General features: G+C 43.1%; 13 protein-coding genes. 8 read left to right on the forward strand and 5 right to left on the reverse strand.

The features are described from left to right. The first annotated feature begins 113 nt into the window (after positions 1–113). A complete protein-coding gene (locus tag G9Q97_RS09650) occupies positions 114–2,921 on the forward strand; it encodes a YCF48-related protein (RefSeq protein ID WP_166146205.1) in 2,808 nt (935 codons plus the stop codon). Here G9Q97_RS09650 and prfA read toward each other — a convergent pair. After that, a complete protein-coding gene (gene prfA / locus G9Q97_RS09655) occupies positions 2,918–3,994 on the reverse strand; it encodes a peptide chain release factor 1 (protein ID WP_166146208.1) in 1,077 nt (358 codons plus the stop codon). The two genes, G9Q97_RS09650 and prfA, sit on opposite strands and share 4 nt — an antisense overlap. 173 nt (positions 3,995–4,167) lie before the next feature. Between prfA and G9Q97_RS09660 the strand changes: the two genes are divergently transcribed. The 4 genes from G9Q97_RS09660 to G9Q97_RS09675 all read left to right on the forward strand — a co-directional run bounded on the left by G9Q97_RS09660 (position 4,168) and on the right by G9Q97_RS09675 (position 9,398). Next, on the forward strand, positions 4,168–4,830 hold the full coding sequence (locus G9Q97_RS09660) for a Tll0287-like domain-containing protein (RefSeq protein ID WP_166146211.1): 663 nt from the start codon (positions 4,168–4,170) through the stop codon (positions 4,828–4,830). 115 nt (positions 4,831–4,945) lie between these two features. Then, positions 4,946–7,465 (forward strand): M14 family zinc carboxypeptidase, encoded by a 2,520-nt coding sequence (locus G9Q97_RS09665; protein WP_166146214.1) that lies wholly within the window; start codon positions 4,946–4,948, stop codon positions 7,463–7,465. A gap of 85 nt (positions 7,466–7,550) precedes the next feature. After that, entirely contained in the window at positions 7,551–8,156 is a 606-nt protein-coding gene (locus tag G9Q97_RS09670; protein ID WP_166146217.1) for a DNA-3-methyladenine glycosylase I, read from the forward strand. A 12-nt stretch (positions 8,157–8,168) separates the two neighbouring features. Further along, a complete protein-coding gene (locus tag G9Q97_RS09675; RefSeq protein ID WP_166146510.1) occupies positions 8,169–9,398 on the forward strand; it encodes a serine hydrolase domain-containing protein in 1,230 nt (409 codons plus the stop codon). Here the strand turns inward: G9Q97_RS09675 and G9Q97_RS09680 are convergent. Then, positions 9,395–10,828, reverse strand: a complete 1,434-nt coding sequence (locus tag G9Q97_RS09680) for a DASH family cryptochrome (RefSeq protein ID WP_166146220.1) — start codon at positions 10,826–10,828, stop codon at positions 9,395–9,397. The two genes, G9Q97_RS09675 and G9Q97_RS09680, sit on opposite strands and share 4 nt — an antisense overlap. A gap of 98 nt (positions 10,829–10,926) precedes the next feature. After that, positions 10,927–11,370: a hypothetical protein gene (locus G9Q97_RS09685; RefSeq protein WP_166146223.1), complete on the reverse strand. Its 444-nt coding sequence runs from the start codon at positions 11,368–11,370 to the stop codon at positions 10,927–10,929. 1,601 nt (positions 11,371–12,971) lie between these two features. Here G9Q97_RS09685 and G9Q97_RS09690 point away from each other — a divergent pair. Both G9Q97_RS09690 and G9Q97_RS09695 read left to right on the forward strand, forming a co-directional pair. Beyond that, entirely contained in the window at positions 12,972–15,869 is a 2,898-nt protein-coding gene (locus tag G9Q97_RS09690; RefSeq protein ID WP_317168743.1) for a SusC/RagA family TonB-linked outer membrane protein, read from the forward strand. Between the two features lie 17 nt (positions 15,870–15,886). Next, on the forward strand, positions 15,887–17,557 hold the full coding sequence (locus tag G9Q97_RS09695; RefSeq protein WP_166146229.1) for a RagB/SusD family nutrient uptake outer membrane protein: 1,671 nt from the start codon (positions 15,887–15,889) through the stop codon (positions 17,555–17,557). A 145-nt stretch (positions 17,558–17,702) separates the two neighbouring features. Here the strand turns inward: G9Q97_RS09695 and G9Q97_RS09700 are convergent, their stop codons facing one another. After that, on the reverse strand, positions 17,703–20,963 hold the full coding sequence (locus tag G9Q97_RS09700) for a VCBS repeat-containing protein (protein ID WP_166146232.1): 3,261 nt from the start codon (positions 20,961–20,963) through the stop codon (positions 17,703–17,705). 549 nt (positions 20,964–21,512) lie between these two features. Between G9Q97_RS09700 and G9Q97_RS09705 the strand changes: the two genes are divergently transcribed. Beyond that, positions 21,513–21,707 (forward strand): hypothetical protein, encoded by a 195-nt coding sequence (locus tag G9Q97_RS09705; RefSeq protein WP_166146234.1) that lies wholly within the window; start codon positions 21,513–21,515, stop codon positions 21,705–21,707. A 306-nt stretch (positions 21,708–22,013) separates the two neighbouring features. Here the strand turns inward: G9Q97_RS09705 and G9Q97_RS09710 are convergent, their stop codons facing one another. Next, positions 22,014–23,225, reverse strand: a complete 1,212-nt coding sequence (locus tag G9Q97_RS09710; RefSeq protein ID WP_166146237.1) for a 6-bladed beta-propeller — start codon at positions 23,223–23,225, stop codon at positions 22,014–22,016. Positions 23,226–23,482: the final 257 nt, after the last annotated feature.

Below are 23,482 nucleotides of genomic sequence, written 5' to 3' on the forward strand. Positions count from 1 at the left end.
ATTTAGAAAAAAGCCTTTTGAAAAGCAATTGGGGATATTGGCTGATTTTGCTATAAAATCCTGAATTTAATCTTATTTTTGTAGGCATAATTTATTTAAACTTAGGGATTTGTATGAAGCGGGCTTTATTTTTAGTTTTTCTTGGGCTTTTCCTGTACCAGGAGGGATATGGCCAAAGTTGGAGAAGGGTAGGCGATTGGGGAAATAATTATGCTGCCATCCAATGGGTAGATGAGCAGGTAGGATTTATAGCCGGTGAGAATATCCTGTTGAAATCCATTGATGGTGGTTTGAGCTGGATTGAGCTAAAATCACCAAGCCGGGGACTCATTGTGGATTTTTCTTTTTTCGATGACAGACAAGGGCTGTTGCTTGGAGAAGGAGGAGAGATTTATCGTACGGATGATGGAGGCCTTAACTGGACAAGTTACACGCACCCTGAAAATATTCTTTGGAAAAAAATCCGGCACCTCGACAATGACCTGATAGTAGTGGCTGGGGAAGCAGGAAATATCATCCGGTCCTCAGACGGGGGCATCACCTGGCAATCTGGCAATAAGGTAAGCCCCGCTGATATCAATGATTTTCATTTTGTAAACGATACCCTTGGCTTTGCGGTCACATCCGAAGCTTCATTGCTAAAGACAGTCAATGCAGGGATGGACTGGGTGGAAAATCCTACAGGATTCGATGTTTCGCTAAATGGGGTGCATTTTACCAGCGATTCTATTGGTTATGCAGTTGGAGATTTGGGAGCAATCATTAAAACCGTGGATGCAGGCCTGAATTGGCAATTTATCAACAGTGGCATAGACACTGACCTTAGGGATGTTGTTTTCCATCCTTCCTTTCCTTTAATTGGACTGGTTACAGGCGGGAATGGGACCATCCTTAGAACTGATAATGGCGGCCTGACCTTTCTGGCTGCCAATTCCCGTACGAATCAGGACGTCAGTTCACTAGCTTTCAGACCTGGGACCAATAATGTGCTGGCAGTGGCTTCAAGTGGCTTTTTAATTTCTTCTAACAATTCGGGTGCGAATTGGGCTATTCGTCTATCGGGCAGGGCCAATGATTACACTTCTATTCAGTTTACTACAGACCTGCGGGGCTACCTCATTGGAGAAAGGGGATTAATTTTACTTACTGGTAATGGAGGCAATTCCTTTGTAGATCGTTCCAGGCCAATTTCTCTCTCCTTCAATGCGCTGTATTTTGTTTCGAATGGTGCTGGTTTTGTGTCCGGGGTCAATGGAAATATAATCAACACCACAAATTCAGGAGCCAATTGGACAACCCTGAATCCGGGAACGAACAGGGATATTAATGGCTTGTATTTTTTTGATTTCAACCGGGGTTTTGCAGTAGGCGAAAGGGGTTTGATCAGCAAAACAGAAAACCGGGGAGTCAACTGGCAGACTGTTCCTGTTGGATGGAATGAGACGGATTTTCATGACATCCTTTTCTTCAATGAAAGTGATGGACTGGTGATAGGTGATAGAGGGCATGTCCTTTTATCCTCCGACGGAGGGGGTGAATGGCAGCAAATTAACCTGACTAGTACAGCAAAACTAAATGCCATATCCCTATTGGATGAAGAGACAGCCATTATTGTAGGCGAGTCGGGGAATGCTTTTAAAACAACCGATAAAGGGCAATCATGGAGCAGGATTCAGACTGCTCATGAGAAAAATTTCACCGATGTGGCTTTTTTGGACGAGTCCGTAGGGTTTATTACTGGTTATGAAGGATTGATCTTGAGGACATTTGATGCAGGTGCTACCTGGGAAAGGTTGCCTACAGGGACTTTTCAGAACTTTACCGGAGTGAGTTTCGGGGACCTGAATGTGGGCTACGCCGCAGGCGAGAACGGTATCTTTTACCAGTATACCTGCCAGGTTCCTCAGGATGTTGCGACCATATTTGGCGAAGGCAATATTTGCCTGAGCCAGCAAATTTATACCATCCAGGATTTGGAGGAAGAAGGAACTACCTATGAATGGAGGGTTGATGGAGGGACCATTATTGAAGGGCAGGGAAGTACCAGAATAGTAGTGAGATGGGATGATCCCGGAAGGAATGCCGTCCTGGTGAGAGGTCAAAACAATTGCGGAAACGGAAATACTACTGCCATGGAGGTGGTGGTTTCAGAAGAGCCTGATCAAACAACTGATATTCAAGGCGAAGGAGTGGTCTGTGTCAATACCCTGGAAGAATACCATGTGGATTCCATACCAGGAACGGAATATTTCTGGGAGGCAACCGGAGGTGTGGTCAGATCCGGTCAGGGAACCGCTCGGATTACCCTTGAATGGACCAATTTGAGCGATCAATCCATTTCCGTTTCTACCACCAATCCCTGTGGACAGGGACCCACAACCCAGAAACCCATTCGGGTGATTACCATTCCGGATCAGCCTTCACCAATAGAGGGACCGGATAGGGTTGGTTTTCAGGAAGCGGATTATGAAGTGGAAGCATTGCAGGATATCAATTATCAATGGACCATTGGGGAAGGTGGCGAAATCATAAGCGGACAAGGTACAGGCAGCATCAGGGTAAACTGGACCAATGAAGGCGACCATGAGCTGGTGGTAACCCCAATGAATGCCTGCAACCAGGGACCCAGCCAGGCACTTTCTGTGAATGTGAACCTAATTACGGCTCTTCCGGAGGAAAAGGGGCCTTTCCATATTGGGGTTTTTCCGAGCCCTTCTTTTGGAGACATAAACATCACCATTGAGGGATTACCCTCCCTGACCTATCTGGGTATTTTCAATACGCTGGGACAAAAAATCATGGATATTCCCACCCGGGAAGGGCAATTTGTCTACCCGGTTACCAATTTACCAAAAGGCCTTCATGTGTTGGTTTTTCGGACCAGAAATGCGGAATATAAAAGAAAAATCCTGGTGTTTTAATCATTTGCCCCACCCTCTTTCATTTTTGCTGCATTTTCAGCAAATCGCAAGGCACTGATAAAGTCTTCAATGTTTCCTTCCATTACTTCAGACAGGTTATAGACAGTTTTGTTGATCCTGTGGTCTGTGACCCGGCTTTGGGGGTAATTGTAAGTGCGTATTTTATCTGACCTGTCTCCGCTGCCCACCATGGATTTCCTTTGGGCGCCTACCGTTTCATTGTGTTTGGCCAGTTCGATTTCATAAATCCTGGACCGCAGTACTTTCAGGGCTTTTTCAAAGTTTTTGATTTGGGATTTTTGATCCTGACAGGTCACCACCAACCCGGTAGGTTCATGGGTGAGCCTTACGGCCGAATAGGTGGTGTTTACCGATTGGCCGCCTGGACCTGAGGAACAATAGGTGTCTTTACGGACATCGTTCATGTCAATTTGCACGTCAACTTCCTCCATTTCCGGCAGTACAGCGACCGTGGCAGCTGAGGTATGTACCCTGCCCTGGGTCTCCGTAGCAGGTACGCGTTGCACGCGGTGAACCCCGGATTCATATTTCAACATCCCGTACACATCAGCTCCGGAAACGGAGCTGATAATTTCCTTATATCCCCCGGAGGTACCAAAAGTAAGGTCCAATACCGTCAGGTTCCAGTTTTGCTTTTCACAAAACTTTTCATACATCCTGAAAAGATCCCCTGCAAAAATAGCTGCCTCATCTCCCCCGGTACCACTACGGATTTCCAGAATGCAGTCCTTCGAATCATTCGGGTCTTTGGGAATCAGCATTTTTTTCAACTCCTCTTCTATTACCTCCTTTCGGTTTTTCAGCTCTTCCCATTCTATCTTGGCCATTTCCCTGAATTCAGGATCTTTTTCCTTTTCCAAAAGTGATTTGGTGCTGCTGAGGTTATCCAGAATCAACCGGTATTCATCGTAAACCTTTACCACCTTTTCCAGGTCTTTGTATTCCTTGGAAAGTTTGGTATACTTGCCCATGTCAGACATGGCATCAGGCTGAATGATCAGTTGAGCTACTTCTTCGAATCTTTCTTTTATGGCTTCCAGTTTGTCCTGCATGGCATCGTTTTATTTGGAAGGCAAAATTAAACAATATTGTTGACGAAATCCCGACAAATGCCAGATTATGGTATCCGGAGCAGACAGGTAAAGAAGGGTTGATTATGGTCAGCTTTTGAACTTTTTTCAAGTTTAGTCATTATCTTTAAATAAAGAATCTGATGTTAAAGCAAATGAAAAATACAAAGTGGATAAGGCTCCTGTTTGTCCCCTTGCTGTTACTGGCCTCCTGTGGTGACAATAAAAAAATTGATCGGGATGTGGTGGATCAGGTAAACAAGGCCAATGAAGTAAAAAAAGTTACGGAGTCTGAAATTACGGATTATGCCATGAAATGGGGCGATGAGATCAGTCAGGAAGCCCAGGTAGAGCTCATAGGTGCCTTGCAGAAGGCCATTGAAGACAAAGGAGTCCCGGGAGCCATAGATTTTTGTCACCTGGAAGCTTTGCCCATTACCAAAAAAGTTGCTGACAAACATGCAGTCAACATACGGAGGGTGTCTGTAAAAAACAGAAATCCGGAAAATAGTCCAACTGACATGGAAAAGAGCCTGCTGGATGCCTACGCCTACAACGTTGAAAATGAAATAGATAACCGTCCCAATATCCAGAAAACAGAGAATGGCGAAGTGTTGTTATATACCAAAGCCATCACCATACCAGGCGGACTTTGCCTCAACTGTCACGGGGAGCCGGGTAAAGAAGTCAGTGATGCCACCTTTGAAAAAATCAAATCACTTTACCCTGCGGATAAAGCTCTTGGTTATAAAGTGGGCGAACTACGAGGCATGTGGAGCATTTCATTGCCCAAAAAAGAGGTGGTGAAGAATATGTAGGGGCAGATTATTTTCTGCTCAAAGCAGCATTAAGGCGTTTACTTTTATATTTGCACTGAAAATTAAGTCAATTAAGAGGGAGCATGTCTTGCTTTCATGCATTACTAAATTATTTATGAAGAAATTATACGCAATCTTCGGCTTTATGCTGTTGCAGTTCCAAATTTTGGCGCAAACACAAAGTCCTGCTGAATTTTTAGGCTATGAACTGGGAGACAGGTTTACCCCCCACCACAAGGTGGTCGCCTATTATCAACATGTAGCTGCTACCAATGACAATGTATTATTGAAGGAATATGGGAAAACCAATGAGTTGCGCCCCCTGATGGTTGCCTTTGTTTCCTCTAAACAAAATATCGAACAACTGGAAACCATCCGTACGGATAACCTGAAGAGGGCCGGCCTGATGGAAGGAAGTCCGGAACTTTCCATTCCCGTGCATTGGATGAGCTACAATGTGCATGGCAATGAAGCGGTTTCTTCAGAAGCCACCATGATGACACTTTTTTCCCTTGTGGATCCCGAAAATGACTCATCCCGGGAATGGCTGGCCAATACTTTGGTGGTATTGGACCCCTGTGTCAATCCTGACGGGCAAGAGAGGTATGTCAACTGGTATCAGCAAAAAATGAATCAGGTACTTCAGCCTGACCTGCAATCCATCGAGCACAGAGAACCCTGGCCAGGTGGAAGACCCAACCACTACCTTTTTGACCTGAACCGGGACTGGGCCTGGCAGACACAAGTCGAAACGCAGCAAAGGCTGGCCTTATACAATGAGTGGCTTCCACAGGTTCATTTGGATTTTCACGAGCAGGGAATCAATTCCCCTTATTATTTTGCTCCTGCAGCAGAACCCCTGCACGTACAGTTGACGGACTTCCAGCACGAATACCAGGAAATTTTTGGCAGAAATACGGCTGGGTATTTTGATGAACAGGACTGGTTTTATTTTACCAAAGAAAGGTTTGATCTGCTTTATCCCAGTTATGGGGACACTTACCCCATGTACAATGGAGCCATTGGTATGACCATAGAGCAGGGTGGCTCAGGCAGGGCCGGTATTGGCGGCTATGATGCCCAGGGAGATACCATTAGCCTGAAAGACAGGATCATACACCACCATACCACCGGTATTTCTGCCATTGAGACTACTTCATCCATTGCCGGTAGGGTTTTGGAGGCCTATGAACAATATTTCGCCGAAAGCAGTACCAGCCCATCCGGTACTTACAAAAGCTATGTCATCAAGGGAAGCAACCCGCCGGACAAGGTCAGGGCCCTGCTGGACCTGCTGGACAAAAATGGTATCCGTTATGGTTGGAGTGGAAAAAGCGAAAATTTGAACGGATTTTCCTACCAAACCGGTGAGTCCGGTCGACAGTCATTGGCCGAGAATGACATTGTCATCAATGCCTTTCAACCCAAGTCAGTTTTGACCCAGGTATTATTTGAACCGGAACCGGTTTTGAACGACAGCATCACCTATGACATCACTTCCTGGGCACTTCCGTATGCCTTTGGTTTGAATGCCTTTGCGCTGGAAGGCCGCCTGGACGCGGAGCAGGATTATTTGAAACCTGATTTCGAGCCCAACAGGCCCGATAAGGAAACCCTCGCCTACATTGCTCCCTGGAACGCCACCCAACATGTCAAATACCTTGCTGCCCTACTGCAGGAAGGTATTCGCGTAAGATACAACGAGTATCCCTTCGAAGTAGGAGGAAACAGTTATCCCGCGGGTTCGCTTATCATTACCCGGGGTGGAAATGCCTACATCCCGGACTTTCATCAAAAAGTAACTGACTTGGCCAACTCCTTTGAAATAAAACTGGGTAAAACCCAAACAGGCTATATGGACAGCGGGAAAGATTTCGGGTCTTCCCATGTACGTATCATTCAGAAACCTGCCATCGCTCTTGTGGGAGGAGAGGGTGTATCATCACTGAATTTTGGAGAGGTTTGGCATTTTCTGGATAGCGAGTTAAAATACCCTGTCGTCATACTTGAATCAGATCAATTGAATGGGGCTGTATTACAGGATTACGATGTACTGATCCTGCCCTCGGGAAATTACAAAGAGGAATTACATCCCGTTTTGACTGAATGGGTAGCAGCAGGTGGAAAGCTCCTTGCCATGGAAGATGCTTTGGATTTGTTTGCTGACCGGGAGGAAGGTTTATTACAGACTTATGCCAGTGAAGCGGAAAAAGAAACGTTCGAGAGCATGATAGCCAAAGGTTCTGAAGGGGATAAAACGGCACCTTTTCTGGAAAAAGAACGGCTGGAGATTTCGAATTACGCGGCCGGTGCCATATATGAAGTGCAAATGGATAGCACGCATCCCCTGGGATATGGCAGTGAAGGGGAGTTTTATACCCTGAAAAATAATTCCAACCGCTATGCTTTAATGGAGGACGGCATCAATGCCGGTTACATTGCCGGACAGGAAAGCCATCGTACAGGTTTTATTGGTTACAAAATCAAACCTTTAATGGCCAATTCTTTGGTCTTCGGCGTTGAACCCATGGGAAGGGGGCAGCTGATGTATATGGTGGACAATCCCATGTTCCGGAGTTTCTGGGAGGCTGGTAAGTTGATTTTTGCCAATGCTTTATTTTTGTCCGACAATTGATTAAAAAAAACAGCCATGGTTTAGCCTTTATGGCTGTTTTTATTTAGGTATTTGCCTATCTTTCTTAGAAAATACCTGACCTGCCATGAGCGACTTTATCCTTAATCAGACCGACACCTTTCGTTGCCCCTGGTGTCTGGGATTCGAGAAATACATTCAATACCATGATGAGGAATGGGGCGTGCCGGTATACAGTGACCGCAAGCATTTTGAGTTTCTGGTGCTGGAAAGTGCCCAGGCGGGATTGAGCTGGGCTACCATCCTGAAAAAGAGGGAGGGATATATGCGGGCCTTCAAGGATTTTGACTACCGGAAAGTAGCTGATTTTACCGAAGAAGAGGTAGAAAAACTGATTGGGAATCCGGACATTGTAAGAAACCGGTTAAAGATCCATGCTGCGGTTAATAATGCCCGAAAATTTATCGAAATACAGGAACACTACGGAACATTTACCGACTATATCTGGGGTTTTGTAGATGGGAAACCCCTGCAAAATGAATGGAAAAGCATGGCAATGGTTCCGGCGGCTACCGAACTCTCCAATCAAATAGCCCGTGACCTGAAGCAAAAAGGATTTAAATTTCTCGGTAGTACCATTATTTATTCACATTTGCAGGCCACCGGTATCGTAAATGATCACCTGGAACAATGCTTCCGCAACCAGGAAGTGAAGCGCATGGCCAGGTATTAAATCCATGAAATGATGAAAAGAATCCACTTCTATTACTTTTGTTTCTGGGTTTTAGGGTTTTTGCTGGTCGAAAATTTACCGGCACAAACCTATTTTCCAGGGAAAAATTCCTGGGAGAAAAAGGATCCTGCTGCCCTCGGGGTAAACCCCGGACGCTTGCAGGAGGCCATAGACCTGGCCATCAGGGAAGAAACTGAAGCTGATCCGAATCTAAAAATAGCCCATTACCTCAGCGGTTTTGGCAGGGAGCCTTTTGGTTACCCCATTGGCCCCATGAAAGAAAGAGGTCCGGCTACCGGGCTAATCATATACAAAGGGTATCTGATTGGGCAATGGGGAGATCCCGGCAGGGTAGACCTGACATTCAGTGTGGCCAAAAGTTTCCTGTCCACCCTGGTGGGGCTTGCTGTGGATGAGGGTCTGATCCAAAGTGAAAAAGATCTGGTGCATTCCTATATGGCGCCAATTATCCTCTACGATCCTAACCTGGCCCACCGAAATAAATCCGATCACCTGGTGGAAGAAGACGTATTTGACTTATTCGGAACGCCACATAACCGGAAGATCACCTGGGAGCATTTGCTTCGGCAAACCTCTGACTGGGAAGGAACCCTATGGGGCAAGCCAGACTGGGCAGACCGGCCCCGGGGAGATAGTGATACCTGGCTGGGTAGAGAGCGAAATGAACCCGGATCTGTCTATACCTACAACGATACCCGGGTGAACGTACTTGCACTGGCAGCCATGAATGTTTGGAGAAAGCCACTTCCGCTGGTACTGAAGGAAAAAATAATGGATAAAATTGGTGCCAGTCCTACCTGGAGATGGACGGGGTACGAGAATTCCTTCGTTATTATTGACGGACAAATCATGCAGTCTGTAAGTGGAGGCTCCCACTGGGGCGGAGGAATGATGATCAATGCCTATGACCAGGCAAGGTTTGGTTACCTGACCCTGCATAGGGGAGCGTGGAATGGAGAGCAACTGATTTCCAGCGAATGGATTGCAAAATCCCTTACTCCGGGTCCCGCACAGGAGAATTATGGATTCATGAATTATTTTCTCAATACACGGCAGCGGGAAATTCCTTCAGCCCCCGAATCCGCTTTTTTCCATTTGGGAGCGGGAACCAATATGGTGTATGTGGATGAGGAACATGAACTCGTAATAGTAAGCCGATGGATCAAAAATGCCGCCAAAGCCGAACTGGTAAAGCATGTATTGGAAAGTCTGCCGGATTAAACGCTCCAGTTTTCCGCAGAGACCAGGGGTATTGGGTACTCCTTTCCCAGCCTGATCCTGCCTTTTTCCAACTTTTCCTTTGATAATTGGAAAGGAATATGGACTTCAAAACCCTTCAAGGCGTTCAGCTCAGGAACCCATCGCTTGATATATTCCCCGTGTGGATCATACTTCTTAGCCTGCAAAAGGATATTGAAATAGCGGTCCTGCCGTGGATCATTTCCCACCCCTGCGATGTACATCCAATTGCCCCAGTTGCTACAAGGATCGTAGTCGATGAGCTGCTGCTCGAAATAAGCAGCTCCCCAGCGCCAATCGATTTCCAGGTCATTCACCAGAAAGCTGGCGACCAGCTGCCGGCCCCGGTTGGACATGAAACCGGTTTGGTTGAGTTCCCGCATATTAGCATCGATAAAGGGAATACCGGTTTTGCCGGCTGCCCATTTTGAAAAAGCGACTTTGTCTTCTTTCCAATAGCCTGGCTTGTCCTGAATGCCCCCAATCTGAAAGATGCGGCTGCCATGCTTTTTGGCCATAAAGCGAAAGAAATCCCTCCAGATCAATTCGAAAATTAGCCAGTAGGTGGATTGATTTTTGGTTCTTTCTGTTTCATAGCGTTTGACTTCCCGGTAAACTTGTCTTGGAGAAAGGGCTCCCATAGCCAGCCAGGGAGAGAATTTGCTGGAATAATCAGCCCCCATTAAACCATTTCGTGTTGCTTTATAACTGGCAAGACTGTCTGTCTGCCAGAAATAATGGTTCATTCGTTGCAAGGCAGGGCCGGATCCACCCTGGAAAAACATGTCGCCTTTGTGGATCTGAGCTTCAATCTGTAAACCCGGTTCGACTATTTCCGGCCATGAATTCAGATGTCCCTCTGGTATTTGGGCAAAACGAACGGGTTCAGGAATCTTAACCAGCGGGCGGATCGGAGATAGTTTCTCACATTCTTTTCTAAACCTGGTAAATACTTCGGGCATCTGAGATACCGGGAATGGCAGGTCGTCAATATGGAACAGGGTACCTTGCCAGTAGCTTTCTGTGGCAATACCCTTGCTCCAGGCGGTTTTTTCCATGGCCTGCTCCACCCTTATTTCTTCTGTAGTGACTTCCTGGGAGAAGCAGATCACACCTGCCCCGGCTTTTTGTGCCAGGGTGGGTATCTCTTCTTCAGGTTTGCCATGAAGGAGCAGCAAGGTACCTCCTTTTTTCATGATTTGATCTTGCAGGTCCTGAACGGTTTCGGAAAGGAACCTGGCGCGGAAGGGACCGGTTTTTTTTAAACCAAAATCCCCCGGTCCAAATTGCCGGGGATCCAGGCAATAAACAGGTAAAACGCTCCTGGCAAGTTCCGTTGCTTTTTTAATGGTGAGATTGTCTTCCCATCTCAGGTCATTTCTCAGCCAGACTAGTGCTTTTTCATGTCGCATACGGTAACCAAACTCCCTGTTCAGGCAAAGTGTTTTTTACTAAAATATGGTTTTGGCGGTTGATTTGCCTGCTTTGGTTATTGTATGGAAACAGGCTTTTAGTTTGGCATTTTGCTGTAAAGCGGAATGGTCAGGGCAAGAGAGGGTATATGGCTGGGAATGCCCACGGCATACTTTGGAGTATTGGTAGGTAAAGGTTTAAAGCTCATTAGCGCTGCCCTTTTTTTATTTTTACCAGCGCTAATGAATACCGGAATACTTCCTATAGCGGCGATTCCGCCAACAACAGCCATGGCTACACCAATTCCTGTCGCCTGTTCCTCCGCATCGGAAGCGCCGAAAAGAATGAAGTTTTCAGAAAACAGGGTACTTCCTGCAGCGACCATGGCAAGCCCTCCGCCTGCCATGATATAGCCTGTAGTCTTTTGTCTGCGGCTTTTTTCGAGATAATCTTTTTTGCTCATTTCCTGGGCACCTGCATTGATTTGGCTGCCCATTAGGAAGGTTAATATCAATACAACAGTAATTTCACGTGTTTTCATGGACATTTGGATTTAGGTAGAATTTTTAGGGTTCGCTTCTGCAATTCCAGTAAATTTACTAGCATTAGAACAAAAAAAACATGCCTTAAAAACATGATTACAAGTGATTTATATCAGTATTTTGGGTGCTGCGGAAAGGGTAGGATATTTTGGTTCAGGGAAGAAAAATATTATTTTTTCAATTGCCCACTGCTTCAGCTGTGAGCAATATAGGTCCAGTTTGTAATATTGGCATTAGCCAAACTTCGTTATCCGGAAGGAAGGTATTTTTTTCAAAATTTCCCCAAATCTCTCCCCAATATTGGCTAAAGCCTGGGTAGCGGGCATTATCAATAGGATGGGGCTAAAGCCGCCATCCTATTGAAGGGGACAGGTCAAAGATTATTGATAAAAAATAATAGACAGGACCGTACTGATCAATTGCCTCCTGCTTCAGCCGGAGGCAATTATTTGGATTATTTATATCATTGGCTTTAGCCAAAATTTTTCCCGGAGGGCCCTTGTGCCCCAAAACTTCCCCAATTTTGGCTAAAGCCGGGGTCCATGAAATCTCATTCTAGGGATGGGGCTAAAGCCGCCATCCTATTGAAAGGAGACAGGTCATTGGTTATGGGTTAAAAATAGAAAACCGGACGCCTATTACTCATTTGCCCACTGCTTTAGCTGTGGGTAAAAAAGAGGCAATACACATAATGGCTTTAGCCAAACACTTACACCATTTAAGGTATTATTTCAAAATTTCCCCTCAATTTTGGCTAAAACCGGGGTTTATGAAATCTCATTTTAGAGAATGAGCTAAAGCCACATTCCTATTGAGAAAAGAATAGCAATCAATTATCACTCAATTGACCACTGCTTTAGCCCAATCCTTTCACTGAGAAGCTCTCAGACAATAACTTATTTAACAACTTTCGCATTATACCCGGTAAAGAATTTCCTTTTAGGGGAGAATATGAGATTAAAAAAGATTAACCGAACCATCTGATTTCATGATGGATAGATTGGGTACTACATCTTCAAATGCCTATATGCTGGTGTGGAGGAACGAATTATTATTACTAAGCCCCTCATTTCACTTCATTTATTCCAGATTTGGGCAGTTTAATAATTCTCTTTTAATTCATAATAAATTTAAATATAAACAGAATAAATTAAGTTTAATTTATAAATTTTTATTTTTCAATAAATATAACTTTTCTAGATTTGCCTAATCTCAAAAATGATTTGTATCATTATATAAACTACGTAAAAATAGGTATATATGTCTAAATTTCAATTTTTTATATGACTAATTCAATCATTGAAAAAATAAAAAAAAACAAAAATTAGTCTAATTGTTAATATTTTATTATTATGGATTTTGTTTCTTTATTATAAGAACCTGATAGTTTATGTTTAATTTCAATTAACCTAATCCCAAACTAATGAAACAACCCAGACTAAAACAATTAAGGTCGATAATAAAATTATTTTCAGTTGTTATTATTATCCAATGCGTTGCAATTGACCGCATTTATGCGGAAAGTAGAAAAAGTAAGGAAAATCATTTTGAGAAAGTGTTCACGCATGTTTCACTGTTTCCGCGAAATCTATATAGTAAAGTGGATGTCATCGAGTCTGATTTGGTATTTAATTCAGAGACAATGGTAGATGTAACCGTTTCAGGCGTAGTGACCGACCAGGAAGGACAACCGATTCCAGGCGTGACAGTTTCGATTCCCGGTACTGGGATCGGAACGGCCACAGATTTGGATGGGAAATATTCAATCACGGTTCCGGAAGGATCAACTTTGGTTTTTTCTTTCATCGGGTTCGAATCTCAGAGTATTGAAATAAATAACCAAACAGAAATTAACGTCTCATTGTCGGAAGATATCGCTTCCCTGGATGAGGTAGTTGTAGTAGGTTATGGATCCGTTAATCGGGAAAATCTTACCAGTGCCGTGAGCTCATTAAATGAAGAGGATTTTGTTGCGGGCACTGTTTCACCGTTGATGGCCATTCAAGGAAAGGTTCCTGGATTAAGTATTCAATCTACCAACGGTGCCGATCCCAATTCCGGAGTGTCTATCCAGTTAAGAGGGGTCAATTCAGTGAATGCCTCACAAGGACCTTTAATTGTTATTGATGGGGTGCCAGGCGGGGATATTAATACTGTTGTTAAGGAAGATATCGCCTCCATTGAAGTATTGCGTGATGCTTCCGGTGCCGCTATTTACGGTACTAGGGCCTCCGGAGGGGTTATTCTTATTACCACCAAGTCTGCTATTGCTGGAGAGTTATCTGTTAGTTATACCGGAGAATTGTTTGCTGAAACCGTGCGAAGATATAACGAGCCTTTGGGAAGGGATAGGTTCCTCGAACAAGGGTTGGGAGACGATTTAGGACACAATACGGATTGGTTCGACGAGGTAACCAACGATGTTCCCATCAGTTACCGAAATGTAATCAGCTTAAGTGGTGGTGTGGAAGATGCGAAAATTCGCGCTACCATAAGTAATCGGAGTGCCAAAGGCCTGGCAATTGGGGCACAGCGAGATGAAATCCAGGCAAGGATAAATACAGATTTTAACCTGTTCGATGGATTTTTAAGAATAACCAATAACCTTTCCTATAGTGAGAGACAATCTGAATTTTCAAATAATGACATTTTCAGGATGGCTTTGCAGCTTAACCCGACCGAAACACCCTATGATCCCACAGAGGCGCACGGGCTGAATGTCTGGACCGGAGGTTATGACTGGTATAATCCGGTAGCCGATATTCGATTAAGGACCGATCAGCGAAAATATTCTTACCTCCTGAATACCACTACTTTTCTGTTTAATCTTTCCGATAATGTTTCCCTTACCGCTCGTTATTCGATGAATAATGACGACAACTATGGCACCTATTGGAGATCCGCCCAGCATAAAACGTCATTAGATGAAGGAGTGGCTGGATATGCCAGCCACAGTTACGGGGAATCAAAGGACAATACGTTTGAGACATTTCTTACTTATGACCAGATCTTTGACTTACATACCCTTAATGCTGTAGGAGGCTATAGTTTTCAAGAATTTAACGGACAAGGATTTTCTGCAAATAATTCGGATTTCGCTGTAGATGGCATAGAAGAACATGACTTGGGAACTGGTAGATTTTTAGCCGAGGGAAGGGCTGGTCTAGGCTCTTATAAAAACCCCCGAGTCAGGTTGATGGCATTTTTTGGAAGGGTGAACTATAGCTTTGACAACAGGTACCTGATCACAGCCAGCTTGAGACGTGAGGGTTCATCGAAATTCGCCAAAGGCAATAGGTGGGGAAATTTTCCGGCCCTTTCTATAGGGTGGAACATCCACAATGAACCCTTTATGCAATGGCAGACTTGGTTTACCAATCTAAAATTTCGAGCTGGTTATGGTGAAACCGGCAATGAAGGTTTCGCACCTGGTGTAGCTACCAGAATGTACGGTCCGGATACCTGGTGGTTGATGAATGGCGAGTGGAGAAGGACTTATGGAGTTTCTCATAACCAGAATACTGATTTAAAGTGGGAAACCAAGAAAGAATACAATATCGGTATTGACTTTGCCATTTTGGATGGAAATTTATCTGGTAGGTTCGATGTTTTTCAACGAGACGTGGATGATTTGATTTATGATATCTCTGTTCCGCAACCACCGGCTATTCACGATAAAACGACCATGAATGTAGGGGTCTTACGAAATACAGGCTGGGAAGCAGAACTTACTTGGAATGCTGTTGATAATACCAATTTCCAGTATGTAACTACATTAATCGGATCGGCCTATAAAAGTGAACTCGTTAGTCTTTGGGGTAATCAGACATTTTGGGATCGAAAGGGTTTTCCTGCACCGGGGAGTCCGGGAAATGCTGTCAGACTGTTCCCGGGAGAGCCCATCGGTCGATTCTTTGTCTGGGAACATGCTGGATTTACCGAGACAGGAGATTGGATGTTGAGAGGAAGCGATGGAGAGGTGTTTGACGTTACTGAAAGAACCAAAACCAATGAAGATAAAAAATTTATCGGAAATGCCATCCCGAAGTTAATCTTGGCCTGGAATAACCAATTTAATTTTGGAAATTTTGACGTAAATGCTTATTTCCGCGGCTGGTCAGGCCATGATATTTTTAATATGCCTAATTTTTACTATGGAATACCACTGGAATCAAGAAATGTCCTGGTAGAAAATTTTGAAGAACAAAGACATATCACCGGAGAAAAAGAGTTGAGCAATTACTGGATTGAGGATGGTGATTTTTTGAAGCTGGATGTGCTTTCTCTGGGATATACATTTAATTTTCAAGGAGACAGAGGAAACAGGCATGTAAAAGGTCTGCGCGTATATGCAACAGGGCAAAATTTATTTGTGCTTACCAATTATTCAGGCCTAAACCCCGAAGTAAATATCAATGGCCTGGATCCCGGGTTTGAAGAGAGAGCCACCTATCCACAAACCCGAACTTTTATGTTAGGTGTTCAAGCTAATTTCTAAAAGAAAAAAATAAGACTATGAAATTGATAAAATATATAATTATTCTATTTAGCGTCATTGCAACAAGTTGTTCTCTGGATGAAGTATGGTATGACAGGGTGGTGCCCCAAACCTTTTTCAAAACGGAGGGGGATGTTTTATCAGCGCTATACCGGCCTTTTACCCATGCAAGATGGTATCTTACCGGAGATCGCTGGATAGCACAGGAATTTTCTGCAGACCAATTTGCACGATCAACAAAAGGAAGGCATTGGTATGACGGAGGTCGTTATGCCCGATACCAACACCATGAATGGACGCCGGACGAGTCCCAATTGTTTGGAACCTGGAGAGGAACCCTGCAAGGAGTGGCATTAGGGTTAGATGTTAAACAGGATTTGGGTCGCCTGGATTACGCAAGCCTTGCGCTATCAGAAGAAGATAAAGCCGCACATCTAGGCCAATTGGATGCCTTGATTGCATTTTTCTATTTGAGAGGACTTGATTTTTTTGGGGGGCTACCCATATTTACCAGCCTGGATCAGGAAGATGTGCCCAGAAGTACCGATAGGGAAACATTCAATCATATCGAAGCACTGTTACAACAGGCCTTGATTGATTTGGCAGTAAAGGAACCAGACGCACCTCAGGAAGGAGCAATTACAAAAGGAGCTGCTGCTGTAATGTTGGCGAGATTGTATTTTAATGCGGAAGCCTACATCGGTGAACCCATGTATGATGAGGCAGCCAGGATCTCTGAGGGAATTATTGCCAATGAATATGGGACTTACAGCCTGGATCTGGACTGGAAAGGACCCCACGACTTCGAAAATCACCTATCTCCGGAGATTATATGGTCGATACCTTCTGAATTCAATCGCCTGGAATACACACACTACGGGCACATGTACCATTATAATTCCCGGGTTTACTTTGATGTGGACTTAGGTTCTAATAATGGCACGCACTTACAGCCATCAAGAAAACCAGATGGAACTTTGTATACAGAGGAGTTTAAATTGGGATCGCCCTACGAAAAGTTTGAGGATACGGATCTTAGGAAGAAGCCTTTCAGGTATTTGGGTTCGGGTAATTATGAAGGCATGTTTTTGGTAGGTCCGCAGGTTTCTCCCATAGATGGTGAGCAGGTAATAGGCAATGAGGAGTATAATGGCCAACCCCTTGTATTTGTCGACCAGGTCGGAAGGTTTTCAGAACTGGGGTCAACCTTTGAAACTATTGATGAGTTGCCTTCTAATATCGGTGCAGGTGAGGAAAATACCGGTGTAAGAATTGTGAAAATCCCAGTGCCCTCTAGTCAAGACCTTAATTTGAGGTGGGCTGCTGATCATCCTGTTTTTAGATTGGCAGAAGTATATCTGATGTTAGCTGAGTGTCGTCTAAGAATGGGGGAAGCCTCTGCCGCAGCAGAGTTGATAAATGAAGTGCGACAAAGAGCTTTTGAGGGCGGCGTTGACCCGAATCCGGCTACGGCCGAAAACCTGGACCTTTACCGTATAGCCGATGAATGGGGAATTGAGTTTTTAGGGGAAGGTAGAAGAAGGACCGATCTGATAAGGTTGGGCTTTTTCACTACCGAAAGGTGGTGGGATCACACCCCCTCTAATTCGGATCATTTGAACCGGTTTCCCGTGCCTACAGAGGCATTATCGGCAAGTAATGTTTTGGAGCAAAATCCCGGGTATTAATATTTTAATGCTTACTTAAGGAGCATCTGGTAAAGGTTTTCTTAGTGGAATTGTATAAATCCGGCCCCGGGTTGTATTTCCGGGAGCCGGATTTATTTTTCTTTTCAAAAATGAAAAGGGTTTTTTGTGTATTATGGTGAAAGGGTTATTCCTTTCCAAATTTTAACTTATATAACTCCGGTTTTTCATTGTTATACGTGACTAACGCATAGTGTTCATTGTCAAAGTTGATGATAGCTAAGTCTCTAACTGCCTTTTGGGTGAAGTTTAAACCCAACTGGTCTCCGTCTAATATTTTTCCTCCAGCAGTAATGATATTTCCTGAAAGACTTCCATATCGTCCATGATAGGGGGTTACCCCAAAATAATTACCCCCAGCCAAAACTTCTTCCTTACCGTCACCATTAAAGTCATATTTTAAAAAGGAGGTCAGTGGTGCTACCTGTAATGATGTTTCAAAGGCTTCAAAAGTATAACCATCACCGGAATTGAGTAGGTAACCTGATGCCAGATTATGGACTGTCAAAAGAGAAGCATTTTCCAGCTGCGCTTCGTCAAATATTTCCTCCACAGGTTTGCCGGCAAAATCCGAGTAAGCAGTGAACTTTCTCCTAATAACGCTCATTTGGCTGCCCAGCTCATCCAGGCCTGCAACCGTATAATACTTTCCGTTTTTTTCGTAAGCCACTATGGTTTCGGTGCGCCCATTATCATCAAAATCCGAATAATACATTTTTAATGGACTATTTTGAGTTGCTTTAAATTTTGTGTTTAACCCCCAATTCCCCAGCAGGAAATCCATATTACCGTCCCCATTAATGTCAAATGGAATGATCGTTTGCCAAAGACCATTTAGATTTTGATCTATTAGATCATTGGTAATATCCTTTAAAACACCATTTTGATTGCGAAGAAACCGCGGACTCATCCATTCCCCCACCACGATTAGGTCCTCCCAACCATCCCCGTCAAAATCTGTCCAAAGGGCGTCTGTTACCATTCCGATATGCTCCAGGTCTTTGTTTTCGATGATGTCAAAGCTGTCTTTTTTATTTATTAGAAGATAAGATCTGGGAAGTTTTCCAAAATCATTTGCAACTGCTGCCCCTCCAATAAAAAGGTCTATGTTGCCATCTTTGTCATAATCCTGTGCTTTTACTACTGATCCATTTTCAAAATAGGAAGGCAGCGTACGCTTACTAAATCCAGCCTTGCTATTGATGTATAGCCGATCCCTCAAAGTCTCATTTTTGTCCGTAAACTCTCCACCTGCAGAGACAATGAACAAATCATTTCTCCCGTCATTATTCAAGTCTTCTATGGTAGCCGATACATCTTCATAAATAGAATCATTGCCGATGGCTTCTACGTGGTTTTCGACAAAACGGTCAGGCGTTTGAAGGAAAATACGGGCTGGCTGGCCGGTAGCGCCTCCAAAGAATATATCTTCACGACCATCTCCATCCAGGTCTTTGACGACAACAGCAGGACCTTTGTCAGATATTTTGTAGGGGATGAGTCTCTGGCGGTTGAAATCTATAAACCTGTTTTCCTGGTGTTCATAATCTAATCCGGGTAACGGCGCTACTTTTCGAAACCATGTCTCGGGCTTGGGGAAAAGTCGCGAATAATCCAGTTTTTTGCGATCTTCTTGAGGTTTTAATTTCACGGTTTGATTTACTGCGATCTCATACTTCATCTCGAATGTATTATCCGGCCAGATCACAAGTAGAGAATCTATTTGCTGGAGACTTCCATACCCAAAATGAATCAATGGCTCAGAGGAGGATTGAAAGCCTCTTGTAGTATACAATTGCTTTAACTGCATTTTTCCTTGATGCCAGGATATTACCTTCGTGCCGATTCCAAACGTATTGGGAGCGGTGAAATTTACTTTAATTTTTAAATAGGCAGAATTTTCTTTTAAATTGTTTAGATATAATGTGGCCGGCTCATTGAGGTTATTGGTTACCAAATCCAGGTCTCCGTCATTGTCCAAATCTGCCCATGCGGCACCGTTGGAGATATTTGGTGTATCTGAAATCCATTTACCGGATTTGTCTGAAAACCGAAGATCTTCCCTTCCTTCAAAAATATAGTTTTTCACTTTTCCAGGAGGCATTTTTTTCAGTGCCTCCTGATCGAAAACACTGGAAGAATTAAATTTTCGTTCTATTTCCTCACTGGAAATATAATTGATGTAGTCATGATCATTGGGTCGTCGAGCTATACCGGTGGATATAAATAAATCCTGCTTACCATCCAAATCAAAATCAGCGATTAGCGGGCTCCAGCTCCAATCGGTTGCTGCTACATTACCAAATAAGGCAATTTCCTGAAAATATTCACCGGAACGGTTGATTTGCAACATGTTACGGGCGTATTGGGGATGATATTTTAGGCGTTCGATTTTCAGGTCATGTGTGTAAATCGGATCATCACTCATAGATGATTTAAGCACCTTTTCATCTTCAGGAAGCATGTCGAGGGTGAGAATATCCACAAAGCCGTCATGGTTGATGTCTGAGGCATCATTACCCATTGAAAATCTGCTTACCTGGCTGAATTTTTCCTTAAGTTGTTCAGAAAAGGTGCCGTCTCCGTTGTTGATGTAATAATAGTCGTCTTCATGAAAATCGTTGCTAATATAGAGATCAGTATATCCGTCATTATTAAAATCGGAAGTTGCCAATCCTAAACCATAGCCATTGGCACCACCATAAATTCCGGCTTCCTGGCTTACGTCTACGAATATTCCGCCCTCATTTTTCAGTAATTTATCTCCACTTTCATCGATTCGGTCATTCCTTATTTCCGAGGGACCATACGAATTAACAGTATGTACCGAATGGTTTAATAGGTACATATCCAAGTCTCCGTCGTTATCGTAGTCAAAAAAGGCAGCCATTGTGGAATAATTTTGGAAATCCAGGCCATATTTCTTTCCTTCCTGGGCAAATGTAAGGTCTCCATTGTTAATAAACAGTTCATTTTTGCCTTGCAAGCCGTGAATTCCTACTACGGCGCATACATAAATATCAAGATGGCCGTCTCCGTTCACATCTGCCATGCTAACACCGGTATTCCAGTCAGAAGTACCGGCAACTCCAGCCTTTTCCGTGATGTCCTCAAATTCCATATCCCCTTTATTTAGAAACAGTTTATTTGGGACTTGATTTCCGGTGAAATAAATGTCTTGGAGGCCGTCATTGTTAATATCACCAATGGCTACACCTCCACCATTATAAAAATAGAGGTAATACAGAATGCTAATATTAGGAGTCTCCGATAATTTATTAGTGAAATCTAATTTTGAAACCTGAGGTGTGAATAGGTAGTCTGTATCCTTTTCCTCAGAGCATCCTAAAAATGTAAAAAATAATAGTGCAACCGCAAGGTGTCTCATTTTTCTTTGTTTTGATTCAAAATCACTAATTTAGTAATTTGAATCAAACTGAATAGATTTGTCACTCTATTTTTCTAACTAAAACAGATGAGTTTGCAGATCTCTTGTTGTCTGTGCTTTTTTCAGATTGTATTTTTATAGCATATCCTTGAACAGTTATAATGGCTGGGTTACCAAATCAACAGACCCTTTTTCATGCCAATCCAACTTTAATATGTCTTCCTGAAAACCAAAAATCAAGTGAAATTTTATGTAAATGTCACTACGATTAGAGAGTTAATTTTTCCGATCACCCTCCCCAATTTTGGCTAAAGCCGGGGTCCATGAAATCTCATTTTAGAGAATGGGCTAAAGCCACATTCCTATTGAGGGATGTTTGCCATTGATTTATAGGTTTTAATTTTAGGATCAATTCGCTTTTATCAATTGCCTCCTGCTTCAGCTGGAGGCAATTAATTGGGTTATCAGCATCATTGGCTTTAGCCAAAATTTTTCCCGGAAGGCCCTTGTGCCCCAAAACCTCCCCAATTTTGGCTAAAGCCGGGGTCCATGAAATCTCATTCTAGGGATGGGGCTAAAGCCGCCATCCTATTGAGGAAAGAATGCCAATCAATTATTACTCAATTGCCCACTGCTTCAGCTGTGGGCAATAAAGAGGCACTGCACCTATTGGCTTTAGCCAAATCCTATATCGGTAAGGTATTAGTTTCCGAATTTCCCAAATCCTTCCCCAGTTTTGGCTGAAGCCGGGATTTATTAACTCTCATTCTAAGGATGGGGCTAAAGCCGCGATCCTATTGAAAGGAGACAGGTCATTGATAATGGGTTAAAAATAGAAAACCGGACTCCTATTACTCAATTGCCCACTGCTTCAGCTGTGGGTTATAAAGGGGTACTGCACCTATTGGCTTTAGCCAAATCCTATATCGATAAGGTATTAATTTCCAAATTTCCCCAAATCTCTCCCCAATTTTGTCTAAAGCCGGGAGGTTGGGAAAACGATCTATATGGTATGAGGCTATATCCTTTTGAGGTGAGATTGTTTTTTTTTTATTGTATGTATTTATCCTTTAGTTTCATCATTACAATAACAGGGTTGTCCTCAGGCTCAATTTTTCCAACACCGGGGATTTCTATGGTTTTGCCTTCATTGCTGTGCCAGGGTAGGACAATATCTACCAGGTAATTTTCGTGCAAAACCTCATGGTTAACAGCATAATAATAAGAACTTAGGTAGACCTTTTCCGGATAATTGGTTAAATCATTTATGATATCCTTTGTATGGAAGGTCTGATTGGTTTTTTTGAAGTGAAAATGATGGTGCAATTGGTTTCTACCGGCCGTTTTGAAATAGTAAGTAAACGCCGAAATATTCGAATCGTAAATATTTAGGACCGGGAAAGATGCCAGACCCTTCGTTTGATCACCTGCATACAAATATTCCTGTTGTTCTTTGGTGCTTTTTAGTCCTATGGAATGGTCTATACCATAATTACCGAAATCAACTGTCAAAATCGGAAGCGCTTCCATATTTAAAAGCTGGTAAAAAGTGTTGTTATACAATAGCGAAATAAAAATTTCTCCCTGCTTGTTGGTGGTAAAACTTTCGGAATTTGGGGAAAACGTCGATCCTTCGGTTATTATATGCTTATCAAAAAGCGAATGTTGAAGTTTTCCTCCCTTCACAACTAATATGTCTGCATTGGTAATTTTGCTTCCTATGGTATTTTCCTGCTGCTGTGCGGAAAAATAGTAAATATCGTTATCCTTTTCTTTTCTCATCGTATTGGCAAATGGAAGGGATATCTCCTGTTCATTCAAATATTCAAAGGTTATGTTTTCGTATTGAATAATGCGTGATTTCTCCCCTCTGTAATCAAACACTTCAATGTATTCCTCCTCCTCATCCACTAAAACCTGATACAATATGCCGTATTCATCGGGACCTGATCCGTGCTTACTGAGTTTGGAAAGAAATTTGCCTTTCTTATTAAATACAAAAACGGCCTTTAAATCTCTGTCAATTGCGTAAATATACTTATTCTTGATAATGATCTCCCGTGTACGCACCATCATGCTATTTTCATTGGTCTCAAGAGGAATATAAGTTACCGAATCCACCAATGCTGACAAGAGAATGGACTGATCTGCCTCAGGGGGATTTATGGTCAAAACATTATCTGCTAATGGCTCTTTCTCCCCGCATCCTGTCCAGAAAAAGAGAGGCATAACGATGAGTATTAAATGAAGGAAACTTTTCATTGGAAAAATATTTGAGAAAAATCAGATCATATTTAGAGAGTCAATCTTATAGTATTGAGAAGTAATTTTAGTTAATTATTCTCCCCGAAGTCAAATATTAGATGAATGAATGCTTTTGGCTACCCTAAGTAATCTCCATAGGTTTCAATTTAATTCTGTTTTATCTTAAATCCAACTTTATCAGACTAAGTTCTTTGCCAATAAATGCCGCTGCTTGCAAAATTTGGTTTTCCTCCTCTATGGCAATGGACCTTACC

The organism is Cyclobacterium plantarum (assembly GCF_011290685.1).
Taxonomy (GTDB): Bacteria; Bacteroidota; Bacteroidia; order Cytophagales; family Cyclobacteriaceae; genus Cyclobacterium; species Cyclobacterium plantarum.

Coding starts and splice junctions, on each gene's coding strand:
- prfA (WP_166146208.1), bottom strand. CDS start 3,994: ATGCAGGACAAACTGGAAGCCATAAAAGAAAGATTCGAAGAAGTAGCT.
- G9Q97_RS09665 (WP_166146214.1), top strand. CDS start 4,946: ATGAAGAAATTATACGCAATCTTCGGCTTTATGCTGTTGCAGTTCCAA.
- G9Q97_RS09650 (WP_166146205.1), top strand. CDS start 114: ATGAAGCGGGCTTTATTTTTAGTTTTTCTTGGGCTTTTCCTGTACCAG.
- G9Q97_RS09680 (WP_166146220.1), bottom strand. CDS start 10,828: ATGCGACATGAAAAAGCACTAGTCTGGCTGAGAAATGACCTGAGATGG.
- G9Q97_RS09660 (WP_166146211.1), top strand. CDS start 4,168: ATGAAAAATACAAAGTGGATAAGGCTCCTGTTTGTCCCCTTGCTGTTA.
- G9Q97_RS09700 (WP_166146232.1), bottom strand. CDS start 20,963: ATGAGACACCTTGCGGTTGCACTATTATTTTTTACATTTTTAGGATGC.
- G9Q97_RS09670 (WP_166146217.1), top strand. CDS start 7,551: ATGAGCGACTTTATCCTTAATCAGACCGACACCTTTCGTTGCCCCTGG.
- G9Q97_RS09685 (WP_166146223.1), bottom strand. CDS start 11,370: ATGAAAACACGTGAAATTACTGTTGTATTGATATTAACCTTCCTAATG.
- G9Q97_RS09705 (WP_166146234.1), top strand. CDS start 21,513: ATGAAATCTCATTCTAGGGATGGGGCTAAAGCCGCCATCCTATTGAGG.
- G9Q97_RS09675 (WP_166146510.1), top strand. CDS start 8,169: ATGAAAAGAATCCACTTCTATTACTTTTGTTTCTGGGTTTTAGGGTTT.
- G9Q97_RS09710 (WP_166146237.1), bottom strand. CDS start 23,225: ATGAAAAGTTTCCTTCATTTAATACTCATCGTTATGCCTCTCTTTTTC.
- G9Q97_RS09695 (WP_166146229.1), top strand. CDS start 15,887: ATGAAATTGATAAAATATATAATTATTCTATTTAGCGTCATTGCAACA.